At 61.5% G+C, this 21,668-nt stretch carries 20 protein-coding genes; 13 read left to right on the top strand and 7 right to left on the bottom strand.

Annotation, left to right across the window (positions count from 1 at the left end):
- Entirely contained in the window at positions 1-891 is an 891-nt protein-coding gene (locus NKH57_RS09885; protein WP_352943827.1) for a YicC/YloC family endoribonuclease, read from the bottom strand.
- Positions 892-1,048: 157 nt separating this feature from the next.
- A complete protein-coding gene (gene mltG / locus NKH57_RS09880) occupies positions 1,049-2,152 on the bottom strand; it encodes an endolytic transglycosylase MltG (protein ID WP_502904068.1) in 1,104 nt (367 codons plus the stop codon).
- On the opposite strand from mltG, the gene NKH57_RS09875 reads away from it, so the two are divergent.
- Positions 2,139-2,423, top strand: a complete 285-nt coding sequence (locus tag NKH57_RS09875; RefSeq protein ID WP_352729913.1) for a hypothetical protein — start codon at positions 2,139-2,141, stop codon at positions 2,421-2,423. The genes mltG and NKH57_RS09875 overlap by 14 nt on opposite strands.
- On the opposite strand, the gene fabF is transcribed toward NKH57_RS09875, so the two are convergent.
- Both fabF and NKH57_RS09865 read right to left on the bottom strand, forming a co-directional pair.
- The gene (gene fabF, locus NKH57_RS09870; RefSeq protein WP_352943825.1) at positions 2,411-3,673 is read right to left on the bottom strand and encodes a beta-ketoacyl-ACP synthase II; all 1,263 of its coding nucleotides are present in this window, start codon (positions 3,671-3,673) and stop codon (positions 2,411-2,413) included. The two genes, NKH57_RS09875 and fabF, sit on opposite strands and share 13 nt — an antisense overlap.
- 34 nt (positions 3,674-3,707) lie before the next feature.
- On the bottom strand, positions 3,708-3,944 hold the full coding sequence (locus NKH57_RS09865) for an acyl carrier protein (RefSeq protein ID WP_023761599.1): 237 nt from the start codon (positions 3,942-3,944) through the stop codon (positions 3,708-3,710).
- Positions 3,945-4,345: 401 nt separating this feature from the next.
- Between NKH57_RS09865 and NKH57_RS09860 the strand changes: the two genes are divergently transcribed.
- Together NKH57_RS09860 and NKH57_RS09855 are read left to right on the top strand one after the other, a co-directional pair.
- Positions 4,346-4,876 (top strand): putative pterin-binding protein, encoded by a 531-nt coding sequence (locus NKH57_RS09860; protein ID WP_352729820.1) that lies wholly within the window; start codon positions 4,346-4,348, stop codon positions 4,874-4,876.
- 16 nt (positions 4,877-4,892) lie between these two features.
- A complete protein-coding gene (locus NKH57_RS09855) occupies positions 4,893-6,866 on the top strand; it encodes a putative bifunctional diguanylate cyclase/phosphodiesterase (protein WP_352943823.1) in 1,974 nt (657 codons plus the stop codon).
- 59 nt (positions 6,867-6,925) lie between these two features.
- Here NKH57_RS09855 and fabG read toward each other — a convergent pair whose 3' ends face one another.
- A complete protein-coding gene (fabG, locus tag NKH57_RS09850) occupies positions 6,926-7,663 on the bottom strand; it encodes a 3-oxoacyl-[acyl-carrier-protein] reductase (RefSeq protein WP_352599135.1) in 738 nt (245 codons plus the stop codon).
- Positions 7,664-7,719: 56 nt separating this feature from the next.
- Positions 7,720-8,673 (bottom strand): ACP S-malonyltransferase, encoded by a 954-nt coding sequence (fabD, locus tag NKH57_RS09845; RefSeq protein WP_352943820.1) that lies wholly within the window; start codon positions 8,671-8,673, stop codon positions 7,720-7,722.
- 276 nt (positions 8,674-8,949) lie between these two features.
- Here fabD and NKH57_RS09840 point away from each other — a divergent pair, with 276 nt between their 5' ends.
- Positions 8,950-10,878, top strand: a complete 1,929-nt coding sequence (locus tag NKH57_RS09840) for an LTA synthase family protein (protein ID WP_352943818.1) — start codon at positions 8,950-8,952, stop codon at positions 10,876-10,878.
- A 36-nt stretch (positions 10,879-10,914) separates the two neighbouring features.
- Here the strand turns inward: NKH57_RS09840 and NKH57_RS09835 are convergent, their stop codons facing one another.
- Positions 10,915-12,561 (bottom strand): pilus assembly protein TadG-related protein, encoded by a 1,647-nt coding sequence (locus NKH57_RS09835; RefSeq protein ID WP_352943816.1) that lies wholly within the window; start codon positions 12,559-12,561, stop codon positions 10,915-10,917.
- Positions 12,562-13,004: 443 nt separating this feature from the next.
- Between NKH57_RS09835 and rpsF the strand changes: the two genes are divergently transcribed.
- The 9 genes from rpsF (at position 13,005) to NKH57_RS09790 (ending at position 21,665) form a co-directional block, all read left to right on the top strand.
- The gene (rpsF, locus tag NKH57_RS09830) at positions 13,005-13,505 is read left to right on the top strand and encodes a 30S ribosomal protein S6 (RefSeq protein WP_352943814.1); all 501 of its coding nucleotides are present in this window, start codon (positions 13,005-13,007) and stop codon (positions 13,503-13,505) included.
- On the top strand, positions 13,505-13,753 hold the full coding sequence (rpsR, locus tag NKH57_RS09825; RefSeq protein WP_006203718.1) for a 30S ribosomal protein S18: 249 nt from the start codon (positions 13,505-13,507) through the stop codon (positions 13,751-13,753). Before rpsF ends, rpsR begins: the two co-directional genes overlap by 1 nt.
- 260 nt (positions 13,754-14,013) lie before the next feature.
- Positions 14,014-14,598 (top strand): 50S ribosomal protein L9, encoded by a 585-nt coding sequence (gene rplI, locus NKH57_RS09820; protein ID WP_031260841.1) that lies wholly within the window; start codon positions 14,014-14,016, stop codon positions 14,596-14,598.
- 297 nt (positions 14,599-14,895) lie between these two features.
- Positions 14,896-16,200 (top strand): cyclopropane fatty acid synthase, encoded by a 1,305-nt coding sequence (locus NKH57_RS09815; RefSeq protein ID WP_352943812.1) that lies wholly within the window; start codon positions 14,896-14,898, stop codon positions 16,198-16,200.
- A 67-nt stretch (positions 16,201-16,267) separates the two neighbouring features.
- Positions 16,268-16,591 (top strand): YnfA family protein, encoded by a 324-nt coding sequence (locus NKH57_RS09810; protein WP_352599144.1) that lies wholly within the window; start codon positions 16,268-16,270, stop codon positions 16,589-16,591.
- A 1-nt stretch (position 16,592) separates the two neighbouring features.
- Positions 16,593-17,570, top strand: coding sequence for a small ribosomal subunit Rsm22 family protein (locus tag NKH57_RS09805; protein WP_352943809.1), 978 nt, complete (start codon positions 16,593-16,595; stop codon positions 17,568-17,570).
- A gap of 219 nt (positions 17,571-17,789) precedes the next feature.
- Entirely contained in the window at positions 17,790-19,280 is a 1,491-nt protein-coding gene (locus NKH57_RS09800) for a replicative DNA helicase (RefSeq protein ID WP_023761614.1), read from the top strand.
- A gap of 225 nt (positions 19,281-19,505) precedes the next feature.
- Positions 19,506-20,909, top strand: a complete 1,404-nt coding sequence (gene radA, locus NKH57_RS09795) for a DNA repair protein RadA (protein ID WP_352599148.1) — start codon at positions 19,506-19,508, stop codon at positions 20,907-20,909.
- Between the two features lie 84 nt (positions 20,910-20,993).
- A complete protein-coding gene (locus NKH57_RS09790) occupies positions 20,994-21,665 on the top strand; it encodes a CvpA family protein (protein ID WP_023761616.1) in 672 nt (223 codons plus the stop codon).
- Positions 21,666-21,668: the final 3 nt, after the last annotated feature.

Raw genomic sequence — 21,668 nt, 5'->3', positions numbered from 1 at the left:
CTACTCCAGATTCTGGATCTGTTCACGAAACTGGTCGACCACCGCCTTCAGCTCCAACCCGATCGCGGTAACGGCAGCGGCATTCGACTTCGAACATAGCGTATTCGATTCGCGGTTAAATTCCTGTGCCAGAAAATCGAGCTTGCGGCCGATTGCACCGCCGCCTTCAAGCAGTGCCCGACCTGATGCGATATGCGTCTTCAGCCGGTCGATCTCTTCGCGAATATCAGCTTTGGTGGCGAGGAACGCCGCCTCCATGTACAGCCGGGTCGCGTCCAGATTGGCGGAAGCGTCCATCAGCAGCCTGACCTGCTCGGCAATGCGTTCGCGGATCACCGCCGTCTCGCGTGACGGATCCGCCTCGGCCCGCAGCGTCAGCACCTCGATTATGTCGATATGGCCCGACAACAGAAAAGCCAGCGCGGCACCCTCGCTTTGTCGTGCCTGTTCGAGCCCTTTCAGGGCCACCTCGAGCGCGGCCATGATTGCTGCATCGAGCGCAGCCCTCGCCTCTTCAGTTTCGACGGCTTCGGGAATGTCGAGGACGCCGCGCAGCGAAAGCAATCCGTCTGATGTCGCGGGAGCAAAGCCGAATTGCTCCTGCAGCCGCTTGGCGAGCCCTGCCAGATCCTTCAGGAAGGCTTCATTGACGACCGGTTGCGCCAGCGCGCCGGCGGCACGACCGATGGTCAGCGTCGCCTGGAAATTGCCGCGTGCAAAACGCTTCTGAAGTGTCTGCCTGACGGCTGGTTCCAGCCGCTCGAAGCCTGGCGGCAATCGCAGCCGTATCTCGACGCTCTTGCCGTTGACGGACTTGACCTCCCAGGCAATCGAGGTGCCTTCATGCTCGGCGACGGCACGTGCAAAACCGGTCATGCTCTGCAAATTCATATCGCCCACACGTCCCTGGCGCACACCCCGAAACCGGCTTTACGGCGAGGAGCAAGTGCGGCTTGAAAATGACTGCGCCGCAGACGCCTCAAAATAGGACGCGCGGCGCTTTTGCAAATGTCAGGGCGTCGCCTGATGGGCAAGGCCCTTCTTTATTCTACTGGGCAGCGCCCGCGTCACCGCCGTTGTCGTCGCCATCGTCAGCCGGCCCAGCGGCCCCAGCGTCAGCGGGCTTGTCGACATTGCCGTCCCCGGCGCCACTGGTGTTGATGGTCTTGGCAGCCTCATCTGCCTGCTTCTTCTGCAAGGCGCGATAGCGGGCGACATTCTCATTGTGCTCTTCCAGCGTCGCGGCAAAGACGTGCCCGCCGTTACCATCGGCGACGAAATAGAGGTCGTCCGTTTTCGACGGATTGGCTACCGCCTCCAGCGCCGCGCGACCGGGATTGGCGATCGGCGTCGGCGGCAAGCCGTTGATCAAGTAGGTGTTGTAGGGCGTCTGCTTCTGGATGTCGGACTGGTAGATCGGACGGTCCGCCGGCTTGCCCTTGCCGCCGAACAGACCATAGATGATGGTTGGATCGGATTGCAGGCGCATGCCCTTGGCAAGCCTGTTCAGGAAGACGGCGGCAACCCGTGAACGCTCGTCACCTTTGCCCGTCTCCTTCTCAACGATCGAAGCCAAGGTCACAAACTCTTCGACGTTGGCCAGCGGCAGATCCGGCGCGCGCCGCTGCCAGACATCATCAACCAGCTTCTTTTGATCGGCCAGCAGCTTGTCGATCATCTGCTGGCGTGTCGCGCCGCGCGTGAATCGCAGCGTGTCGGTGGCGAGGCTGCCCTCCGAAGGAATGGTCGCCGGCATATCGCCACTCAAGGCAGTCTCGTCGGCGATGCGCTGCAGCGCCTGCTCGACCGTCAGCCCCTCTGGAACGGTTAGCGAATACATCACCGACTTGCCGCTCTTCAAAAGCTCCATGATGTCGCGCATAGAAGCCCTGGGCTTGATCTCGTACTCGCCGGCCTTCAGCGCGGAATCATTGCCGAAGGCGCGCACGCCAAGGCGGAAGATCCGAGCGTCGCTGACCAGTCCGCGGCGTTCGAGTTGGTCGGCGATGTCCTGGACACCGGTGTTCGGCTTGACCAGGAAGGTGTCGCCATTGGCCGAGGGGCCGGGTTCGGTGAATTCCTGCTTGCCGAAATAGACCGCGACGCCGGCCGCCAGAACCATCAGCATCACCGAGGAAATGACGAAGTTCATGAACACGACGAGTTGGCTGCGTGATGCTCGCGAGCGCTTCGGCGGCGGCGTGCCGGCCTCCGGCCGCAACGCCTCGCTGGCCGTTTTCGGCACGATCGGACTGGATGTCGCGGGCCGCTGCCCCAATTCTCCGTTGCTTGCCGGATTTGTGTTCATTTCGCCCTACCGTTTGATCGCCCAACGAATCCCCAGCGGTAGAGTAGGGGCGAATATGGCAAAATTGACGGCACGCCAAAGCGGCGCCCGTCAGCCGGACGATCAGCCATTGTAGCGCTGGAAGACAAGCGACGCGTTGGTTCCGCCAAAGCCGAAGGAATTGGACAGCGCCACGTCGATCTGGCGGGCCCGCGGCTTGTTCGGCACCAGGTCGATCGCGGTTTCGCGTTCCGGATTGTCGAGGTTGATGGTCGGCGGGGCGACATTGTCTCTGATGGCAAGGATCGAAAAGATCGCTTCGGCGGCACCCGCCGCCCCAAGCAGATGGCCGATCGAAGACTTGGTCGACGACATCGAAATCTTCGACGCAGCATTGCTGACAAGCCGCTCGACAGCGCCGAGCTCAATCGTGTCGGCCATGGTCGAGGTGCCGTGCGCGTTGATGTAATCGACATCGGCGGGGGCCAGCTTGGCCCGGTTCAACGCCGCCGTCATGCAACGGAAGGCACCATCGCCATCCTCGGCGGGCGCGGTGATGTGATGCGCGTCGCCGGTGAGACCATAGCCCGTGACCTCGGCATAGATCTTGGCGCCGCGCGCCTTGGCATGCTCGAGCTCCTCGAGCACGACAACGCCGGCCCCCTCGCCCATGACGAAGCCGTCACGGTCGCGATCATAGGGGCGCGACGCCGTGTCCGGCGAATCATTGCGTTCCGTCGACAGCGCCCGGCATGCGGCGAAGCCGGCGATCGACAGCCGCGTCACCGGCGCTTCGGCGCCGCCTGCCAGCATCACGTCGGCATCGCCCCACATGATCAACCGGGCGGCATCGCCGATGGCGTGGGCGCCGGTGGAGCAGGCCGTGACCACGGCATGGTTAGGGCCTTTCAGCCCGTGCCGGATCGAAACCTGCCCGGAGACAAGATTGATGATCTGGCCCGGGATGAAGAAAGGGCTGATGCGGCGGGGGCCGCGTTCCCTAAGGATCATCGCGTTCTCTGCGATGCCCTCGATGCCGCCAATGCCGGAGCCGATCAGGACGCCGGTGGCGCATTGCTCGGCGTGCGTCTTCGGCTCCCAGCCGGAATCCTTCAGCGCTTCGTCGGCGGCGGCAATCCCGTACAGAATGAAGTCGCCGATCTTGCGCAATTCCTTCGGCTCGAGCACGGCCTCGGGATTGAAGGTGGCATTGCTGCCGTCGCCACGCGGAATGACGTGGGCGATCTTGCAGGCAAGATCTTCCACCTCGAACTCGGTGATGCGCTTGGCAGCGCTGCGGCCGGTCAGCAATTCCTTCCAGCCGTGCTCGAAGCCCATGCCGAACGGCGACAGCAACCCAAGGCCCGTGACGACGACACGCCTCATCGCAGGTCCTCCCCGGTGATGACTGCGGAAAGTGTCAGGCCGAAGCCTTGTCGATGTATTTCACCGCATCGCCGACGGTCAGGATGGTCTCGGCTGCGTCGTCGGGAATCTCGACGCCGAATTCTTCTTCGAACGCCATGACGAGTTCGACCGTGTCAAGGCTGTCGGCGCCCAGATCATCGATGAAGCTCGCCTGATCCGTCACTTTGTCGGCATCGACGCCAAGGTGCTCGATGACGATCTTCTTGACGCGCTCTGCGGTGTCACTCATTTGGGCATCCTCGTCTTTTGTTTGTCTGTCTTCGTTAGCGGGCAGAATGCCGCTAATCAAGCTGAAAGATGGTCCTGCCGGAAACGCAACGGCTACGGACCGGTTTTTGCCCGAACCGCCGGGTTGCGGGCCGCATTACACGAAAATCTGCTGAGGTCCAAGCCGAAATGGGCCTTCTCCGATGACTTTGAACGGGTTCCGACGCGACCCAGCTCCATCCCATCCGTCGCATATCAAAACGGGCTTCCTGGGCATGCCGACCATCCAGACGAAAATCAACATTGGCGATAGGTCGCTAACTGAAAAGTTACTCGGCCATGGTAGCCTTAATGATTCCGTCAAGAAATGGCGCCTCGACGACGGTGGCGCCGGCTTGCGATAATAAGAAAAGGAGTGGACGCATGTCATCCTTGCTCAACAAAAGACGCCTGACGATCAAGCGCTGCCTAGTCATACTGGCGGTTTTCGCACTTGGCATTCTGCCTGCGCGGGCATTGGAATCCATAAAGCTCCCAGAACCGCCGGACACAGTTGCTTTCAATATCCAGAAGAACGGTGAATCGACTCCGATCACGTTGAGGCAGCTGGAGAAGCTCGGCCTCTATAGGATCACCACCCCAAGCCCTTTCGAAAGCGGCCAGCTTACGTTTGAAGGCGTCCTGTTCAGCGATGTGCTCAAGCTGGTTGGATTGGAGGGCAAGGATTCTGTTGTTCTGCGAGCCGTCGACGATTATGTGCAGATAATTCCGAGAGAGGACTGGACCGACGGTCCTCTCCTGCTTGCCACGCGACAGGATGGAAAGTTACTGACCCGACGCACTCAGGGTCCCACCCGGCTCGTATACCCCCTCAATGACTATCCTAGCTTCGATACGCCGATTCGCAAACCACGATGGGTCTGGCTGATCAAGGCGATCGAATCCGGCAACTAGCGCCCGCGTGACCTTGATGGCAAGGTTTGGAAAGACGGGCTGGCGAGTTCCGGTTACATACGGGACAGCTATAGCTGCGGCGGTGGCCTGTTCGGGCATCTTGATCACGATGTTGTTTCTCAGCATCAGCAAGATCGAGTCCTCGCTGCCACGGTTCGGGTTTTTCGCCATCCGCGAATTCCACATCGCCATACGCGACGTGACGCACTTGCGGGATATGGTTTCGCTCGCTCAAGCCGCGCCCACGTCCGCAGCAAGCCTCGATCAGCTATTGGCGGCAAATGATCTGGTTTATGTCCGCTTCGAGCGGGTCGACGGCAGTGGAACTAGTCGCGAAATTCCGGCCTATGCGGCGATCGTGCCGCGCGTCAACGACTCGGTAACGCGGATTGATGCGCTGATCGCGGCCGGGCTACCTCTCGATGCAGACAGATTGAAGGAAATGGGGCTTGAACTCGATCAGATCGTAGCCCGAATGAATGATGAGTATTATAAATTCGGCGAACAGGTAAACGCCGATCTCTACGCCTCGGAAATCAGCCTGAATAGATTTAATTATCAGATAGCCTTCGCATTGGCGATCTTGTCACTACTTGCAATCGGAACGGCCGTGTTGCTTATCGGCCGCCGCGAGACCATAAAGAAACTGGAATTTCTGGCTTGGCGTGACGCGACTACTGGTCTGAAGAATCGTGCCTGGATGTCGGCCAACAGAGACGATTTGCTGGATCAGGCGAAGCTAGCTGGCAAGCAACTCCATCTTTACCTGATCGACCTCGATCATTTCAAGAATGTGAACGATACGTTCGGCCATCACGTTGGCGATCTCCTGCTGAAAGCCGTCGCCGAAATCCTGCAGTTGATCGAACGTCCCGGCGATGTATTTGCTGTTCGACTGGGTGGAGACGAGTTCGCCATCATCGAGATTGGAGTGGTGCATTCGGCCGAAAAAGCTCTCGGCAATCGTCTTCGGGAGCAATTGAATGGGTTTGCCGAATTGGAAGGGCATCAAGTTCGAGTTGGCGCAAGCATCGGCATGGCCAGTTTTCCGGAGCATGGTGCGGACATTTCAACCTTGATGCGCAATGCGGATAGCGCTCTCTACGCCGCAAAAGCCCAGGGGCGAGCTGATCTGGTGACATTTTCTCCTGCAATCCTCAGCCAAATCGATGTGCAACTTGGTGAAGAGGCCGCAATCAAGCGAGCGCTTAATTGCGACGAATTTTTCCTGGTCTGGCAACCGCAATTCGAGTTGGCAACCGGCCGCATGACCGGTGCCGAGGCCCTGGTCCGCTGGCGCGACCCGATCTCAGGGGCGATTCGACCGCCGATATCGTTTATTCCAACAGCCGAACGAAGTGACCTGATATTGGAACTCGACAAATTGGTCTTGAGCAAGGCTTGCCGGCAGGCAGCACAGTGGCTGCCCATTTGCCCGGAGGACTTTGTCTGCTCGGCAAATGTTTCAGGCAAGAGTCTTCAGAACGACGTCTACTTCACCCACCTGGTTGAAGTGTTGCGACAAACGGGACTGCCGGCGTCACGTCTGCAGCTGGAAATTACTGAAGGGGTGTTTGTCCAGAACAGCCGAAGCGCTTTGCATATCCTGACTGAAATTCGAAACATCGGAGTTAGTTTGGCACTCGACGATTTTGGCTCCGGCTATGCGAGTTTCGGCTATCTCGCCGATTTCAACCTGGATCAGTTGAAGATCGACCGGTCGTTCTTGAGCGATTTGGCGTCGTCCCCGAAGAAGCAGAATGTCGTGCGAGGGATCATAGCGCTGGCCAATTCGCTCAGCCTGACAGTCGTGGCCGAGGGGGTGGAAAACGAAGCGCAGCTAGATTTTCTGATCGCTGAACAATGCCACCGCGCTCAAGGGTTCTTCATGTCCAAGCCCATCGAAGAAACGGTGCTGACAAATCATATGATTGCGCGGCGCGGCAGGACGAGAAGCGCAGGAAAATTCAAGCTGAGCCTCTCCGCCTGATCATCGTTCGAAGCCTCATCCCGAACAAACAGGATGCGCGGGGGCGCGTCACAGTCCGGTCAGATCATCGCCATGCCGCCGTTTACATGGATGGTCTGGCCCGTGACATAGGCGGCTTCGTTGGAGGCGAGATAGGCGACGGCGGACGCGACTTCAACGCTGGTGCCCATGCGGCGCGTCGGGATCGCCGCCATGATCGCCTCTTTCTGCTTGTCGTTGAGCTTGCCGGTCATCGCCGATTCGATGAAGCCCGGGGCGACGCAGTTGACGGTGATGTTGCGAGTGGCGATCTCCTGCGCCAGTGATTTGGAAAAGCCGATCATGCCGGCCTTGGAGGCGCAGTAGTTGGTCTGGCCGGGATTGCCGGTGACGCCGACGACCGAGGTGATGTTGATGATGCGCCCGTGGCGGCGGCGCATCATCGGATGGGTGAGCTCGCGGGTCAGCCTGAACACTGCGGTCAGATTGACCTCGAGCACGGTGTCCCAGTCGGCATCCGACATGCGCACGAACAGCCCGTCCTTGGTGATGCCAGCGTTGTTGACGAGGATGTCGACACCTTCGAGATCGGCCTCGGCCTTCTGGCCGAGCGCCTTGACCTCGTCACGGTTCGACAAATTGGCTGGGAACAGCTTGACCCGGTCGCCAAGCTCGGTAGCCAGCGCTTCCAGTTTCTCGACGCGGGTGCCATGCAGGCCGACGATAGCGCCTTGCGCATGCAGCACCCTGGCGATGGCCTCGCCGATGCCCCCGGATGCACCGGTTACGAGCGCCTTGCGGCCGGTCAATTCGAACATTTTTGTCTCCTGATTGAGAAGAACACTCTTTTATAGGGATGGGATCGAATGACGCTTTATGCAAGCGCCGCCAGCGCCGCCTCGACCTCGGCCGCTGAGCCGACCGACGCGGTCGCGATGTCGCGGTTGATGCGCCGCGCCAATCCTGAAAGCACCTTTCCGGCGCCGATCTCATAAAGCGTGGTGACACCGTTTGCACCAAGCCATTCCACAGTCTCGCGCCAGCGCACACGGGCGACCACCTGCTCGACCAGACGCCGCGCGATCTCGTCGGGGTCATCGGTCGGGGTGACGGTGACGTTGGAGACGATGGGCACGACCGGCGCGGCCTTCGTCACGCTGGCCAGTGCCTCGCGCATGATCTCGGCCGCGGGCGTCATCAGTGCGGAGTGGAAGGGCGCAGACACCTGCAGCATCAGCGCGCGCTTGGCTCCCTTTTCAGTGCACAGTTTTGCCGCCAGTTCCACCGCGGCTCTTGCACCGGAAATGACCAACTGGCCACCGCCATTGTCGTTCGCCACCTGGCAGACAGAGCCCTTCCCGGACGCTTGGGCGGCCTCGGCGCAGGCAGCTTCGACATCGGCCTGCTCCAGTCCGATGATCGCCGCCATAGCGCCCTCGCCGGCCGGCACCGCCGCCTGCATGGCGTTGCCACGGATGCGCAAGAGCCGGGCGGCATCGGCAACCGAAACGAAGCCCGCCGCCGCGAGCGCCGAATATTCGCCCAGCGAATGGCCGGCGACATAGGCGACTTTGCCTTTCAGCGACAAACCACGCGATTCCAGCGCCCGGATCGCGGCCAGCGACACCGCCATCAGCGCCGGTTGCGCATTGGCGGTCAGCGTCAACGTCTCTTCCGGTCCTTCCCAGATCAGCTTCGTCAGGTTTTCGCCGAGCGCGTCATCGACCTCCTGGAAAATCCTGCGCGCCTCCGGAAAGGCGTCGGCGAGATCCTTGCCCATGCCGACAGCCTGGCTGCCTTGTCCAGGAAAGGTGAATGCAACGGCCATGCGAGGGCTCCCAAGGGTTGGTTTTGCTTGCCTGGTAGACGAGTTTTGCTTGCCTGTGACGCAAGGCAGGCTGCCAAGTCAAGCCACTTCAATCCTTCCTGACGGCAGTGTCACCCGCCGAGTGCCTGTTCCGAAAAGCTTTTTGCCGATCACACCTGATGAAAACCGCTCACGATTCGTTTGCTGGCTCTTCTTATTTTGCTTACAGGCGCTAGCATTGCGTGACAAATCCATGACAATCGAGTGACGTGTTGTCGCTGGGTGGGGAAATCAAAAGTGGCAAAGAGTTCAAAACGCGCCGGTAAGGCCGCGCCACAGTTCCTGGAAGACGACCCCTCCACCGGCTACCTGCCGGGCAGGAGATGGCCGGTCGTGCGCTATGGTCTGGTCAGCCTGGCCATCGCTGCCATCCTGGTGTTTGCCATCGAACTGATCGTGCGCGGCGACTTTGCCGGCACGGTCTCCTTCTTCCTGCAGCCGCTCAAGCCGGGCTGGACCACCATTGTCGTGTTTGCGCTGATCCTGGTTGGCCTCGATGCGGTGCTTGGGCGCAGCCACCAGAGCCTGATGATTGTCGCGCCGCTGACGCTTTCCCTTGCTTTCGTCGGTCACCAGAAATCTCACTATCTCGGCGATCCGCTCTATCCGACCGATTTCCTCTATGCCCGCCAGATCTTCGCGCTGTTGCCGCTCCTGGTGCGCGATCGGCCGATGACCGCGCTCGCCATGGTCGTCGGCATCGTCGCCGGCCTATCGCTGCTCGTCTACGGCTGGCGGCTGTGGCGCCGCAAGGTACCGGCGCTCAGCCGCAAGGGGCGCCTCGCCCGGCTGACGCTGGCAGTGCCGCTGCTCGCCTTCTTCGTTTCGATCATGGATTACGCCACCTTCTCCTGGACCAGGGATCGGCTGCAGATCATACCGATCATGTGGGACCAGAAGGAGAACTATGCCTCCAACGGTTTTGCGCTGGCCTTTGCCCTCAACGTGCCGATGGCGCATGTCTCGGCGCCACCGGGCTATTCCGACAAGGCAATTGCCGCGATCGGCAGGCCCGACGTAAGCGCCTCGGTACCGGCAGAGAAGCCCGACATCATCATCGTCATGAGCGAATCCTTCTGGGATCCGACCAAGCTGCCCGGAGTCAGCATCAAGCCAGATCCGATCCCCAATGTACGGGCGCTGCGCTCGGGCTCTATGTTCTCGCCGGAATTCGGCGGCATGACCGCCAACATCGAGTTCGAGGCGTTGACCGGCTTCTCGAATGCGTTCCTGCCGGCCGGCAGCATCCCCTATCAGCAATATGTGCGCACGCCGACGCCTTCGCTGGCAACCTTCCTCAAGAGCCAGGGTTACCGGGCGCGCGCCATCCACCCCGGCACGAACTGGTTCTGGAACCGTGGCGCGGTCTATGCTGATTTCGGCTTCAACGACTTCAAATCGGAAGAGACGCTGCCGCCAATGCAAAAGCGCGGGCCGCTGGCATCGGACGCGGCGATGACCGACGAGATCATCAGCGAGGCGGACGCCAGCGACGAGCCGGTGTTCTTCTTTGCCGTCAGCCTGCAAAACCACGGCCCCTATGAGCCGAACCGCTACTACAATCCGACGCATACGGTGCAGGCGCCGATCAGCCAATGGGCGCGCGAATCGCTGCTTAGCTACGCCGAGGGCTCAGCCGACGCCGATCGTGGTCTTGAACGCCTCGTCGAATGGGCGAAGAAGCGCTCCCGCCCGACCGTGATCGCCTTCTTCGGCGACCATCTGCCGCCGCTGGGGCCGGTCTACGTCGAAACCGGGTTCCTCAAGGACAATGTCGCGCCGCGCAAGGAAGCGTCGCCCGAGGCCGCCCTCGAACATCACGAGACGCCGCTGGTCATCTGGTCGAATCGCACCGGGCCGGCTCAAGACATAGGTGCCGTCAGCCCGGCCTTCCTGCCCTATCATATCCTAAAGACGGCCGGCATCACGCATCCGTACTACACCGGCTTCCTGGGTCAGATGAGCGAACGGTATCGCGTCGTCGACCGCAACCTGTTGCTGACGCCGGCTGGCGAGGCCACGCCCGATTGGGCGCGGCAGAAAGAGATCGACCCGGCGATCCGCGATTTCCGCCTTTTGCAGTACGATATGATGTTCGGCAAACGCAATGCGGCGCCCGACTTCTTCCCCGAAACGGTCGACAAGGTTGTCGCCCATACGAGTTGAACAGATTTGTCCTTCCGGACCGATTCGGCCGGGAGCTCAGTTCGTCAATTGCAGCTTCGTGAACTTGTTGGCGATCTGCAGGAACACATTCGGCAGCTTGGTCGGATCGTTCACGGCATAATAGTCGCTCGGGTCCGAAGCGCAGGCGCTGTAAAGCGTGCGGTTGGCGGCGGTGTCGGATTGCAGCACCATTGTGTAGATCTGCACGCCCTCGCTCTTCAATTGCGTACAAACGCTTTTGGTCCAGCCGTCGACATTGCGCGCAGCGGTCGTCTGGTTGTCCGATCCGAAACGACCACCCGCCAGATAGCCATAGGGTGTGTAGTCTGATTTTGTCGGCTGTTCGCTGGCGCCATAGACAACGTTCTCGCCATCGGTGAGCAATAGTACGATCTTGCTGATGCCAGGCGTCTTCCATGGCGCGCCACCGGTATAGGGCGCGCCAGGCGACAGCACCCGCATGCCCCATGACAAGCCTTCAGAAACATTGGTACCCGAGCCGTTCCACTCGTTCATCTCGCTTGCCGCCTTACGCAGCTTGTCAAAATCGTTGGTGAGGGGGACGAGCGGTGTGGGGCAAGAGCGGTTGGGACCAACGGTGATGCGCGAGCCAGTCTCGGTGATGAGTTCCTTGGCGGGGGCAACATATTTGGCGATCTTTTCCTTGTCGGACTTGCCGGGCGTCGACACATCGCTGACGAGATCACTGAGATCGATGCCGAGAAGGTTGGTCTTCTTCTTGGCGAGCTTGACCTTGTCGCTGACGTCGTCGAGATAGGAATTGTTGTAGTATCTAGCCGAATTGCCGTAGGAGCTAGACGGCATCTGGGCGTCTTCCGGATCGTCCGGCGCAAAATACGGAACGAACAGCGTGTCGGGCTTGTTCGGATCGGGCGGCGTGTCGGAAATGTTGAAGGGGCCCGGTCGCGCCTCGACGCAACCTTTCCATCCGGTACCGTTCCATCCGGGCTCCGTCCATCCAGTCTCCTTGAGCTGTTTGAAGAGCGCCATGTGATTGGGACGCTTCCCGTCGATGGTCGGAAAGTTAGCGCCGTTGGTGGACGACTTGCCGTCCATATCGATCCAGGACGGGTCGAATTCGTCACCGTCGACGTTGACGGCTGTAACAAATGGAGCCAGCGACGCGCGGACCTGGCGCGTCGGCGATTTTGTCGATTCGAGCGTATCGAGCAACGATTTGGTCGCCGTCCTCAGCGCCGTCATGCGCGCGCCGGCCATCGAGCCAGTGTTGTCCAGCACCAGCACGACTTCCAGCTGGTTGTTTGATTCGACGGCGGCAGCATCGACCGCGATGTGCTTGCTGTTGCCGAACAGGAAGGCAAAGTTCAGATTGACGTCCGCCGTGGCAACCGCCTTTGTCTTGATGAAATTGATGCCCTTGTCGACGCTCAACGTCGCCTGCGCATTTCCGAGTTCGCCGTGCCCGACGATATTGGCCTGGAAATAACGGTTGAAGGCGTCATTGCGGGTGACGTCGAGATCGCCAAGATGCGAAGAGGCAAGGTTTGCCCCATCGAGGGCATTCTGAAGATCGCTCTTGGCCCGCATGAGGGTGGAGACATCGGTTGCGAAACCGACGGCTGTCAGGATGACCGGCAGGCCCAGACCCATTACAAGCGAAAAATTGGCGCTCTTCGAGCGCCAGAACTTTTTGAGAAGCATTCTTACCCCCGAAATGCCTGCTGCTTTTTGTCGCGGCTTATCCGGTTCTTGCGCCTTCGATAATGAATCGACCGTTTACGGCGAGATTTCCACTCCCATCACGTGACTTTGTGGTTAAGGCGAAGTTGCGCAAACCACAAACTCCGGCCACGGTTGCTGCTTGATTTTGGCCTCGCGCGACTCGTAAAACGTCGTCTGCCCTTGCTTTGCAGCCGGATTGCTATATAGACGCCCGCAATCTGCCGGTCCTTGCTGGGGGCTGAACGGAGGGCCGGAGGTTTTCGAAAACCTCCGTGTGATGCCAGAAGTGCCTCCGCCTCCCGTGTCTCCGCTCTCGACCGTCTCGTCATGCTCCTTTCTTCCCCGATTTTGCGGGTCAGAGAAGTTGCAGAGGCTTTTGCCGCCGGGAACCGGGAGAGAAACGAAGAAAGGCATAAGACATAATGGCTCTTTACGAACATGTGTTTCTTGCCCGGCAGGACCTCTCGCAGCAGCAGGTCGATGCGCTTGTCGAACAGTACAAGGGTGTCATCTCCGCGAATGGCGGGTCCGTCGGCCGGGTCGAGAACTGGGGACTGAAGTCCCTCACCTACCGGGTCAACAAGAACCGGAAGGCTTACTACACGCTGATGGACCTGAATTGCCCGCCGGCCGCGCTCAACGAGATGGAGCGCCAGATGGGTCTGTCCGAAGACGTGCTGCGTTTCCTGACCATCAAGGTCGAGGCGAATGAGGAAGGCCCGTCGGCCATGATGCAGAAGCGCGAAGAGCGCTCGGAACGCGGCGGCTTCGGCGATCGCGACCGTGGCGATCGTGGTCCGCGCTCGTTCGGCGACCGTGATCGCGGCGATCGTGGCGATCGTCCGCCGCGCTCGTTCGGCGACGCCGGTGCCGATCGTGGTCCGCGCCGTCCGCGCGAAGGCTTTGAAGGGGGTGCAGAATAATGGTCGACATCAACCAGATCCCGACCCGGCGCCCGTTCCATCGCCGCCGCAAGACCTGCCCGTTCTCCGGCGCCAACGCGCCCAAGATCGACTACAAGGACGTGCGTCTCCTGCAGCGCTACATTTCCGAGCGCGGCAAGATCGTGCCGTCGCGCATCACCGCCGTCAGCCAGAAGAAGCAGCGCGAACTCGCCAAGGCGATCAAGCGCGCCCGCTTCCTCGGCCTGCTGCCCTACGTGGTTCGCTAAAACTCCTCTCTGAAAACCGGGATCCAGTTTTCGGGCTCACTATCTAGCATGCGGGCGGCTTGCCGCCCGCTCTTCTCCCACGGCGACGGGCGCCGCAGGGTTGAACAACAAATCCCGGGTTGAGGTCAAAAACCTCTAACTGCCGCGACAGGCAGGACAGCGACACCAGCGCCCCAGGCGTTCAAGCTTCCTGACCTGTTCCAATGACATTCGGCGTCGACCTCACCGATCGAGTGGCGCCCAACCGAAGGAACAAAACCATGGAAGTCATTCTTCTCGAACGCGTTTCCCGCCTCGGCCAAATGGGCGATACCGTCAAGGTAAAGGACGGCTTTGCCCGTAACTTCCTGCTGCCGCAGGGCAAGGCGCTACGCGCCAACGAAGCCAACAAGAAGAAGTTCGAAGGCCAGCGCGCCCAGCTCGAAGCCCGCAACCTCGAGCGCAAGTCGGAAGCCAGCCAGGTTGCCGAAAAGCTGGACGGCAAGAGCTTCATCGCCGTTCGCTCCGCCGGTGAAACCGGACAGCTTTACGGTTCCGTTTCGACCCGCGACATTGCCGACCTGCTCACGGCGGAAGGTTTCTCGGTCAACCGCAACCAGATCCTGCTCAATCAGCCGATCAAGACCATCGGTCTCACCAATGTGGCGATCGCGTTGCATCCGGAAGTCGAAGTCACGATCACGCTCAACATCGCCCGCACGGCCGACGAAGCCGAACGCCAGGCCAAGGGCGAGACACTGACCACCGCTGAAGCCATCTATGGCGACGACATCAACGACAATGCCCGGCCGGAAAACTTCTTCGACCCGAACACCGAATTCGAGGGCGGCGAAGACAACGCCTGACCATACGTCGCAGAGGATTGGAGCTGTGCTCCGATCACGATTGGAGCTTTGCTCCGATCACTTTGTCGGCATCCAGCCATACTGGACCAACGCCCGGGCCTCGCGCCCGGGCTTTTTTGTGCCAATGGAACTTTTCGAACCCCTATATATTGTTGCAGACTATAGCGTCGCGCGTCCTTTGGTCGCGCAAATGACGTTGTGAACTTTGGCTCGGCGCAAGGCTCCGCGGAAAATCGATTCCGATTCTCGCGGTTACGCGCCAAGACAGCCTGTCTGGCCGAGAGGGGACATTTGGTCATGAATATTCTGTTGAAGCGCGTTCTCGACCGCCTGGTGCGCACCGGCAACCTTAAGGTGACCGGCCCCAAGGGCGCGACGGTGGTTTTCGGCGACGGCAGCGGCGAACCGGTGCACATGCACATCAAGACGACACACGCCGAGCGTGCCATCACCTTCGATCCGATGCTGGCGGTTCCGGAATCCTACATGGACGGCGAACTCGACATTCTCGAAGGTGGCGTGTTGGGCGTGATGCGCATCGCCTTCCAGAATATGGGCAGCGGCGGCATCGACGCCACCTGGTCGAAAGCCATAGAGGGCCTGCGCCACGCCTTCCGCCGCCTGCAGCAGATCAACACCGCTTCGCGCTCGCGCCGCAACGTCCAGCGCCACTACGATCTGTCAGGCGATCTCTACCGGCTCTTCCTCGACGACGACATGCAGTATTCCTGCGCCTATTTCGAGCAACCGGACATGACGCTCGACGAAGCGCAGTCTGCCAAAAAACGTCATATCGCCGCCAAGCTCAGGCTCAAATCCGGCCAGACGGTGCTCGACATCGGCTCCGGTTGGGGCGGGCTCGGCCTCTACCTCGCCAAGGCGTTCGACGTCGACGTGCAGGGCGTGACATTGTCGACCGAACAGCATGGCGTCGCCACCGACCGGGCACACGCGCAAGGGCTGGAAAGCCGCGTGCATTTCGAGCTCAAGGACTACCGCGAACTTAACGAGCGTTTCGACCGCATCGTCTCGGTCGGCATGTTCGAACATGTCGGCGTGAACCATTACCGTACCTTCTTCGACAAGAGCGCGACGCTGCTCAAGCCGGATGGCGTCATGCTGTTGCATACGATCGGCCGCTCCGGCGTGCCGTGGGCGACCAGCGCCTTCATACGCAAATACATCTTCCCGGGCGGCTACATCCCCGCGCTTTCGGAAGTCATGCCGGCGATCGAGAAGTCGGGCCTGGTCGTCACCGACGTCGAAATCCTGCGGCTGCACTATGCCGACACGTTGAAGCACTGGGGCCAGCGCTTCGCCGCCAATCGCGACAAGGCCAAGGCGATTTATGACGAACGCTTCTGCCGTATGTGGGAATTCTACCTGGCGGCGTCGGAAGCCGCCTTCCGCTGGCAGGATCTGGTCATCTTTCAGATCCAGATCACCAAGAAGAACGACACACTGCCGATGACACGCGATTACATCGCCAAGTGCGAAAAGACGCTTGAGATGCGCGATATGGGGCATCGCGAAACGGCACCGGTCAAAAAGAGCCCTGCTGCCAAGCCAGCTCGCCGCCGCAAGGTCGCGGATCCGGAATAAGCATTGCCGCTTGCCATTGTCGGCGCCTGCACTGAAAAGGTCCCGTGATCGTCTCGGGACCTTTTTCATGACCTACGTCCTCTATGCCGCCGCCGCTCTGGCCGAGATCGCCGGCTGCTTTTCGTTCTGGGCCTGGTGGCGATTGGAAAAGTCGCCGCTTTGGCTGCTCCCCGGTCTGGCCTCGCTCGCGCTGTTCGGCTTCCTGCTGGCGCTGGTCGACACGAACGCCGCCGGCCGCGCTTACGCCGCCTATGGCGGCATCTACATTGCGGCGTCGCTTGGCTGGTTGTGGCTGGTGGAAGGCGTGCGACCCGACCGCTGGGATTTTGCCGGAGCGGCGCTCTGCATTGCCGGCGCTTCGGTGATCCTTCTCGCACCGCGGGGCGCGTGAGATGGAACTGCCGGCGCCGCTTCGCCAAGGTGTAGAGCGCGTGCTCGAAAATGTTCCGCTGGCGACGCTGAAGCAAGCGGCAAAAACGCTGTCGGACCGCTACCGTGCCGAGTTGCGCGACGGCCGCCTGCACATGGCCGAGGATCTGGCGGTGAAGGCCTATTTGGCGACGCGGCTGCCGGCGACCTATGCCGCGATCCGCGCCAGCCTTGACGCGCTGAGCGACGCCAAGCCCGACTTTCAACCCAGGAGCCTGCTCGACGTCGGCGCCGGCCCTGGTACGGTGCTTTGGGCCACGACCGACCAGTGGCCAGATCTCGAACAGGCGGTGCTGCTGGAAGCGAGCGCGGCGGTGCGCAAGGTGGGCGAGGTGCTGGCCGGCGACGCGATTGCCGCCCGGACCAGTTGGCTGGCCGGCGACGCCACCATCGATCTTGCCGGCCTCGAGCCAGCCGACCTGGTGACGTGCGCCTATGTGCTTGATGAAATCGTTCCGGCATCCCTGCCGAAGCTCATCGACCGGCTCTGGCAGGTCACGCGCGACACGCTGCTGATCGTCGAGCCGGGCACTCCTGCCGGATGGCAACGCATCCTTGCCGTGCGCCGACAATTGATCGAGGCGGGCGCGCAGGTGCTTGCGCCTTGCCCGCATCAGGCGCCCTGCCCGCTTGCCCAGCCGGACTGGTGCCATTTCTCCCGCCGCGTCGCCCGCTCGCGCCTGCACCGGCTGGCCAAGGACGCCGACGTGCCGTGGGAAGACGAGAAGTTCATCTATGTCGCGGCTTCCCGCGACGCGCCCACCTCGCGCCGGGCACGGGTTCTTGCGCCGCCGAAATCCGGCTCCGGCAAGGTTCTGCTCAAGCTTTGCAGGGAAGACGGCACTGCCGCCGAGCGCTTGTTCACCAAGCGTGACGGCGCCGACTTCAAGCTCGCCCGGCGGCTGGGCTGGGGCGACAGGCTGGACGAAACCGCAATATGACCAGCGTAACTGTTCTTGCTTTGTTCTGACGAGTCAGATACGAATCAACGCCCTGTCGAGTCAAACGGAATCGGGGCACGGGCATACTCTCCTGTGGACGATTGGTCGTTCCTGTGAACAACGGGCATCGAGGCTCTTTGGTCGCGCAGTGATGCAGAAAGGTCAGCATCGACTCATCTCGTTCTGATATCGAAGGTCGGGATTAAAATCGGGGACATCATGGCAGAGGCAGCGCGAAAATTCGGCGTCGCGGAAACACCACTTTATCGGGAAGCGCCAAACAACATCGAGGCCGAGCAGGCGCTGCTCGGCGCCATTCTCGTCAACAACGACGCCTTCTACCGGGTCTCGGACTTCCTCAAGGCCAGCCACTTTTACGAGCCGCTGCACCGCAAGATCTATGAGGTGGCGTCCGAATTCATCCGCATGGGCAAGGTCGCGACGCCGATAACGCTAAAAACCTTCCTGCCGGCCGACGAGAAGGTCGGCGACATGACAATGGCGCAATATGTCGTGCGGCTGGCGGTCGAGGCCGTCACCGTCGTCAACGCCACCGACTATGGACGTGCCATCTATGACCTTGCCACGCGCCGCGCGCTGATCACCGTCGGCGAGGACATGGTCAACATCGCCTATGACGCGCCGGTCGACATGGCGCCGACCGAGCAGATCGAAGACGCCGAGCGGCGGCTGTTCGAGCTGGCCGAAAACGGCCGCTACGACGGCGGTTTCGAAAGCTTTTCCGATGCCTTGAAGAATGCCGTCGACATGGCCAGCGCCGCCTATATGCGCGATGGCCACCTGTCCGGCATCGCCACCGGCCTGCGCGATCTCGACCACCGCATGGGTGGCCTGCAGCCGTCGGATTTGATCATCATCGCCGGCCGTCCAGGCATGGGCAAGACGTCGCTGGCCACCAACATCGCCTATAATATCGCTGCCGCCTACGAGCCCGCACAGCAGGCGGACGGCTCCGTCAAGGCGGCCAATGGCGGCGTCGTCGGCTTCTTCTCGCTCGAAATGTCGTCGGAGCAGCTGGCCACCCGCATCATCTCCGAGCAGACCGAGATCCCGTCTTCCAAAATCAGGCGCGGCGACCTGACGGAAGCCGATTTCGGCAAGCTCGTCGCCTACACGCAAGAGAACCACAAGCGCCCGCTCTACATCGACCAGACGGGTGGTATTTCGATCGCCCAGCTCGCGGCGCGCGCCCGCCGCCTCAAGCGCCAGCGCGGGCTGGATCTGATGGTTATCGACTATATCCAGCTCATGCAGGGTTCATCAGCCAAGGCGTCGCAGAACCGCGTCCAGGAAATCACCGAGATCACCACCGGGCTGAAGGCGCTCGGCAAGGAGCTTGGCGTGCCGATCATCGCGCTCTCACAGCTTTCGCGCCAGGTCGAAAGCCGCGACGACAAACATCCGCAGCTGTCCGACCTGCGCGAATCGGGTTCGATCGAGCAGGACGCCGACGTGGTGCTGTTCGTGTACCGCGAGGAATATTACATCAAGAACAAGGAGCCGGAGAAAGGCACGCCCGAGCACCTGGCTTGGGAAACAAAGATGATCGAGGTCCAGGGCAAGGCCGAAGTGATCATCGCCAAGCAGCGCCATGGTCCGACCGGCACCGTCAGCCTTGCCTTCCAGGGCGAGTTCACCCGCTTCTCCGACCTTGCCGAGGAGCATCACCTGCCGGAAAGGTTCGAGTGACCTGTTGAGAAAGGTCTCGTTTCCTGGCGCCCCCCTCTGTCCTGCCGGACATCTCCCCCTCCAGGGGGGAGATCGGATGTCATCGATTCTTTCGCCAATTTTTGGCGCTGAAAAGAAGGCGCAAGCGCTGAAGCTGCAAATCTCCCCCCTTGAGGGGGAGATGGCCGGAAGGCCAGAGGGGGGCGGCGCTGTCCCGCTAACCTGTCACCACCCGGCACCCCTCTGATGGCCAAATCCCGCGTCCAATTCATCTGCCAGAGTTGCGGATCGGTGCATCAGCGCTGGGCCGGCAAATGCGATGCCTGCGGCGAGTGGAACACGCTGGTCGAGGAAGGCACGTCCGGCGGCATCGGTTCGGGCCCGGCCAACACGCGCAACGCCCGCAAAGGTCGCGCGGTGGTGCTGACCACGCTGTCGGGCGACATCGAGGATGCGCCGCGCATCAGCTCGGGCATCGGCGAGCTCGACCGCGCCACCGGCGGTGGTTTCGTGCGCGGCTCCGCGTTGCTGGTCGGGGGCGATCCCGGTATCGGCAAATCAACGCTGCTCACCCAGGCAGCCGCCGCACTGGCGTCAAAGGGTCACCGCATCGTCTATGTCTCGGGCGAAGAGGCGGTCGCGCAGATCAGGCTGCGAGCGCAGCGGCTTGGCGTCGCCTCCTCCCCGGTGGAACTTGCCGCGGAGACCAATGTCGAGGACATCCTCGCCACGATTGCCGACGGCAAGCGGCCTGACCTCGTCATCCTGGATTCCATCCAGACGCTGTGGACCGATCTCGCCGATTCGGCGCCAGGCACCGTCACCCAGGTGCGCGCCGCCGCCCAGGCGATGATCCGCTATGCGAAGTCCACGGGGGCGGCGATCGTGTTGGTCGGCCACGTCACCAAGGAAGGCCAGATCGCCGGGCCGCGTGTCGTCGAGCATATGGTTGACGCCGTGCTCTACTTCGAAGGCGAAGGCGGCCATCATTACCGCATCCTGCGCACGGTGAAGAACCGTTTTGGACCGACCGATGAGATCGGCGTGTTCGAAATGTCGGACAAAGGCCTGCGTGAGGTCGCCAACCCATCCGAGCTTTTCCTTGGCGAACGCCATGCCAAATCGCCGGGCGCGGCGGTTTTCGCCGGCATGGAGGGGACAAGGCCAGTGCTGGTCGAGATCCAGGCGCTGGTGGCGTCCTCCTCGCTCGGCACGCCGCGCCGTGCCGTGGTCGGCTGGGACGGCGCGCGGCTGTCGATGATCCTGGCGGTTCTCGAAGCCCATTGCGGCGTGCGCTTCGGCAGCCACGATGTCTATCTCAACGTCGCCGGCGGCTATCGCATTTCGGAGCCCGCGGCCGATCTGGCGGTGGCGGCGGCCCTGGTTTCCTCGCTCACCGGTCTTGCCCTTCCCGCCGATTGCGTCTATTTCGGCGAAATCAGCCTTTCGGGCGCCGTGAGGCCGGTTGCGCATGCGCAACAGCGCCTCAAGGAAGCCGAAAAGCTGGGTTTTGGAAGCGCGGTTCTGCCCTCGGGCAGCGGCGAGCTGGCTTGGGGGATCGGGGCCGGATCTTTCCAGCCGACCGAGCTTGCCGACCTGGTGGCACGCATAGCCGGCTCACGCCGAAGCCGCGTGGACGAGGAAGATTAGGGCATCGGACCCAGAAGCGGGAAACGGCTTTGGGAAACCCAATGCTCCGCGCTATAATGCGGCTCATGGAGTGGGGCGAAAGACATGCCGATTACGCTGCTTGACGGAATTCTCGTCGGCTTCACTCTGGTCTCGGCGATGCTCGCCATGGTTCGCGGCTTCTCGCGCGAGGTCCTGTCCGTCGTCTCCTGGGCGGCAGCGGCAGCGGCGGCGTTCTTCTTCTACAAGCCGGTCCTGCCCTACCTCGCGCCCTACATTGAGAATGAAAAGATCGCGATGGCGGCATCCGCCGGCGTCGTCTTCATCATCGCACTGATGGTCGTCTCGATCATCACAATGAAGCTTGCCGACTGGATCATCGATTCCAGGATCGGCGCGCTCGACCGCACGCTCGGCTTCCTTTACGGCGCCGCGCGCGGCATCCTTGTCGTTGCCGTCGCACTGCTGTTCTTCAACTGGCTGGCCGGCGCCAAGGCACCGGCCTGGGTCACGGAGGCCAAGTCGCGGCCATTGCTCGAGCAGATCGGCGCCAAGCTCGAGAGCCTGCTGCCTGAGGATCCGGAAAACGCGATCATGAAGAAGCTCAACCCGAATCAGCCGGCCGCAGAGACGCCCGCAGCTCCGGACGCCCCGGCGGCGGATGCTCCCGCAGGCGGCGACGATGCCAACACGCCGGCGCCTGACGATAATGACACAGGAACGCCTCCGGCCGACAATGCCCCGGCCAATCCGGCGCCGGCTGCACCGGCAAACTGACGC

The sequence above is a fragment of the Mesorhizobium sp. M1050 genome, assembly GCF_040318715.1.
Lineage (GTDB): Bacteria > Pseudomonadota > Alphaproteobacteria > Rhizobiales > Rhizobiaceae > Mesorhizobium.
This window is presented reverse-complemented; position numbering and strand designations above follow the sequence as displayed.

What these genes read in the sequence shown, in the direction of transcription:
- NKH57_RS09800 (WP_023761614.1), top strand. Translation starts at nt 17,790, where the DNA reads ATGGCAGAGGCAGCGCGAAAATTCGGCGTCGCGGAAACACCACTTTAT.
- NKH57_RS09860 (WP_352729820.1), top strand. Translation starts at nt 4,346, where the DNA reads ATGTCATCCTTGCTCAACAAAAGACGCCTGACGATCAAGCGCTGCCTA.
- fabD (WP_352943820.1), bottom strand. Translation starts at nt 8,673, where the DNA reads ATGGCCGTTGCATTCACCTTTCCTGGACAAGGCAGCCAGGCTGTCGGC.
- NKH57_RS09865 (WP_023761599.1), bottom strand. Translation starts at nt 3,944, where the DNA reads ATGAGTGACACCGCAGAGCGCGTCAAGAAGATCGTCATCGAGCACCTT.
- NKH57_RS09805 (WP_352943809.1), top strand. Translation starts at nt 16,593, where the DNA reads ATGGAACTGCCGGCGCCGCTTCGCCAAGGTGTAGAGCGCGTGCTCGAA.
- mltG (WP_502904068.1), bottom strand. Translation starts at nt 2,152, where the DNA reads ATGAACTTCGTCATTTCCTCGGTGATGCTGATGGTTCTGGCGGCCGGC.
- NKH57_RS09810 (WP_352599144.1), top strand. Translation starts at nt 16,268, where the DNA reads ATGACCTACGTCCTCTATGCCGCCGCCGCTCTGGCCGAGATCGCCGGC.
- NKH57_RS09790 (WP_023761616.1), top strand. Translation starts at nt 20,994, where the DNA reads ATGCCGATTACGCTGCTTGACGGAATTCTCGTCGGCTTCACTCTGGTC.
- NKH57_RS09875 (WP_352729913.1), top strand. Translation starts at nt 2,139, where the DNA reads ATGACGAAGTTCATGAACACGACGAGTTGGCTGCGTGATGCTCGCGAG.
- rpsF (WP_352943814.1), top strand. Translation starts at nt 13,005, where the DNA reads ATGGCTCTTTACGAACATGTGTTTCTTGCCCGGCAGGACCTCTCGCAG.
- fabG (WP_352599135.1), bottom strand. Translation starts at nt 7,663, where the DNA reads ATGTTCGAATTGACCGGCCGCAAGGCGCTCGTAACCGGTGCATCCGGG.
- NKH57_RS09815 (WP_352943812.1), top strand. Translation starts at nt 14,896, where the DNA reads ATGAATATTCTGTTGAAGCGCGTTCTCGACCGCCTGGTGCGCACCGGC.
- radA (WP_352599148.1), top strand. Translation starts at nt 19,506, where the DNA reads ATGGCCAAATCCCGCGTCCAATTCATCTGCCAGAGTTGCGGATCGGTG.
- NKH57_RS09835 (WP_352943816.1), bottom strand. Translation starts at nt 12,561, where the DNA reads ATGCTTCTCAAAAAGTTCTGGCGCTCGAAGAGCGCCAATTTTTCGCTT.
- NKH57_RS09855 (WP_352943823.1), top strand. Translation starts at nt 4,893, where the DNA reads ATGGCAAGGTTTGGAAAGACGGGCTGGCGAGTTCCGGTTACATACGGG.
- NKH57_RS09885 (WP_352943827.1), bottom strand. Translation starts at nt 891, where the DNA reads ATGAATTTGCAGAGCATGACCGGTTTTGCACGTGCCGTCGCCGAGCAT.
- rpsR (WP_006203718.1), top strand. Translation starts at nt 13,505, where the DNA reads ATGGTCGACATCAACCAGATCCCGACCCGGCGCCCGTTCCATCGCCGC.
- fabF (WP_352943825.1), bottom strand. Translation starts at nt 3,673, where the DNA reads ATGAGGCGTGTCGTCGTCACGGGCCTTGGGTTGCTGTCGCCGTTCGGC.
- rplI (WP_031260841.1), top strand. Translation starts at nt 14,014, where the DNA reads ATGGAAGTCATTCTTCTCGAACGCGTTTCCCGCCTCGGCCAAATGGGC.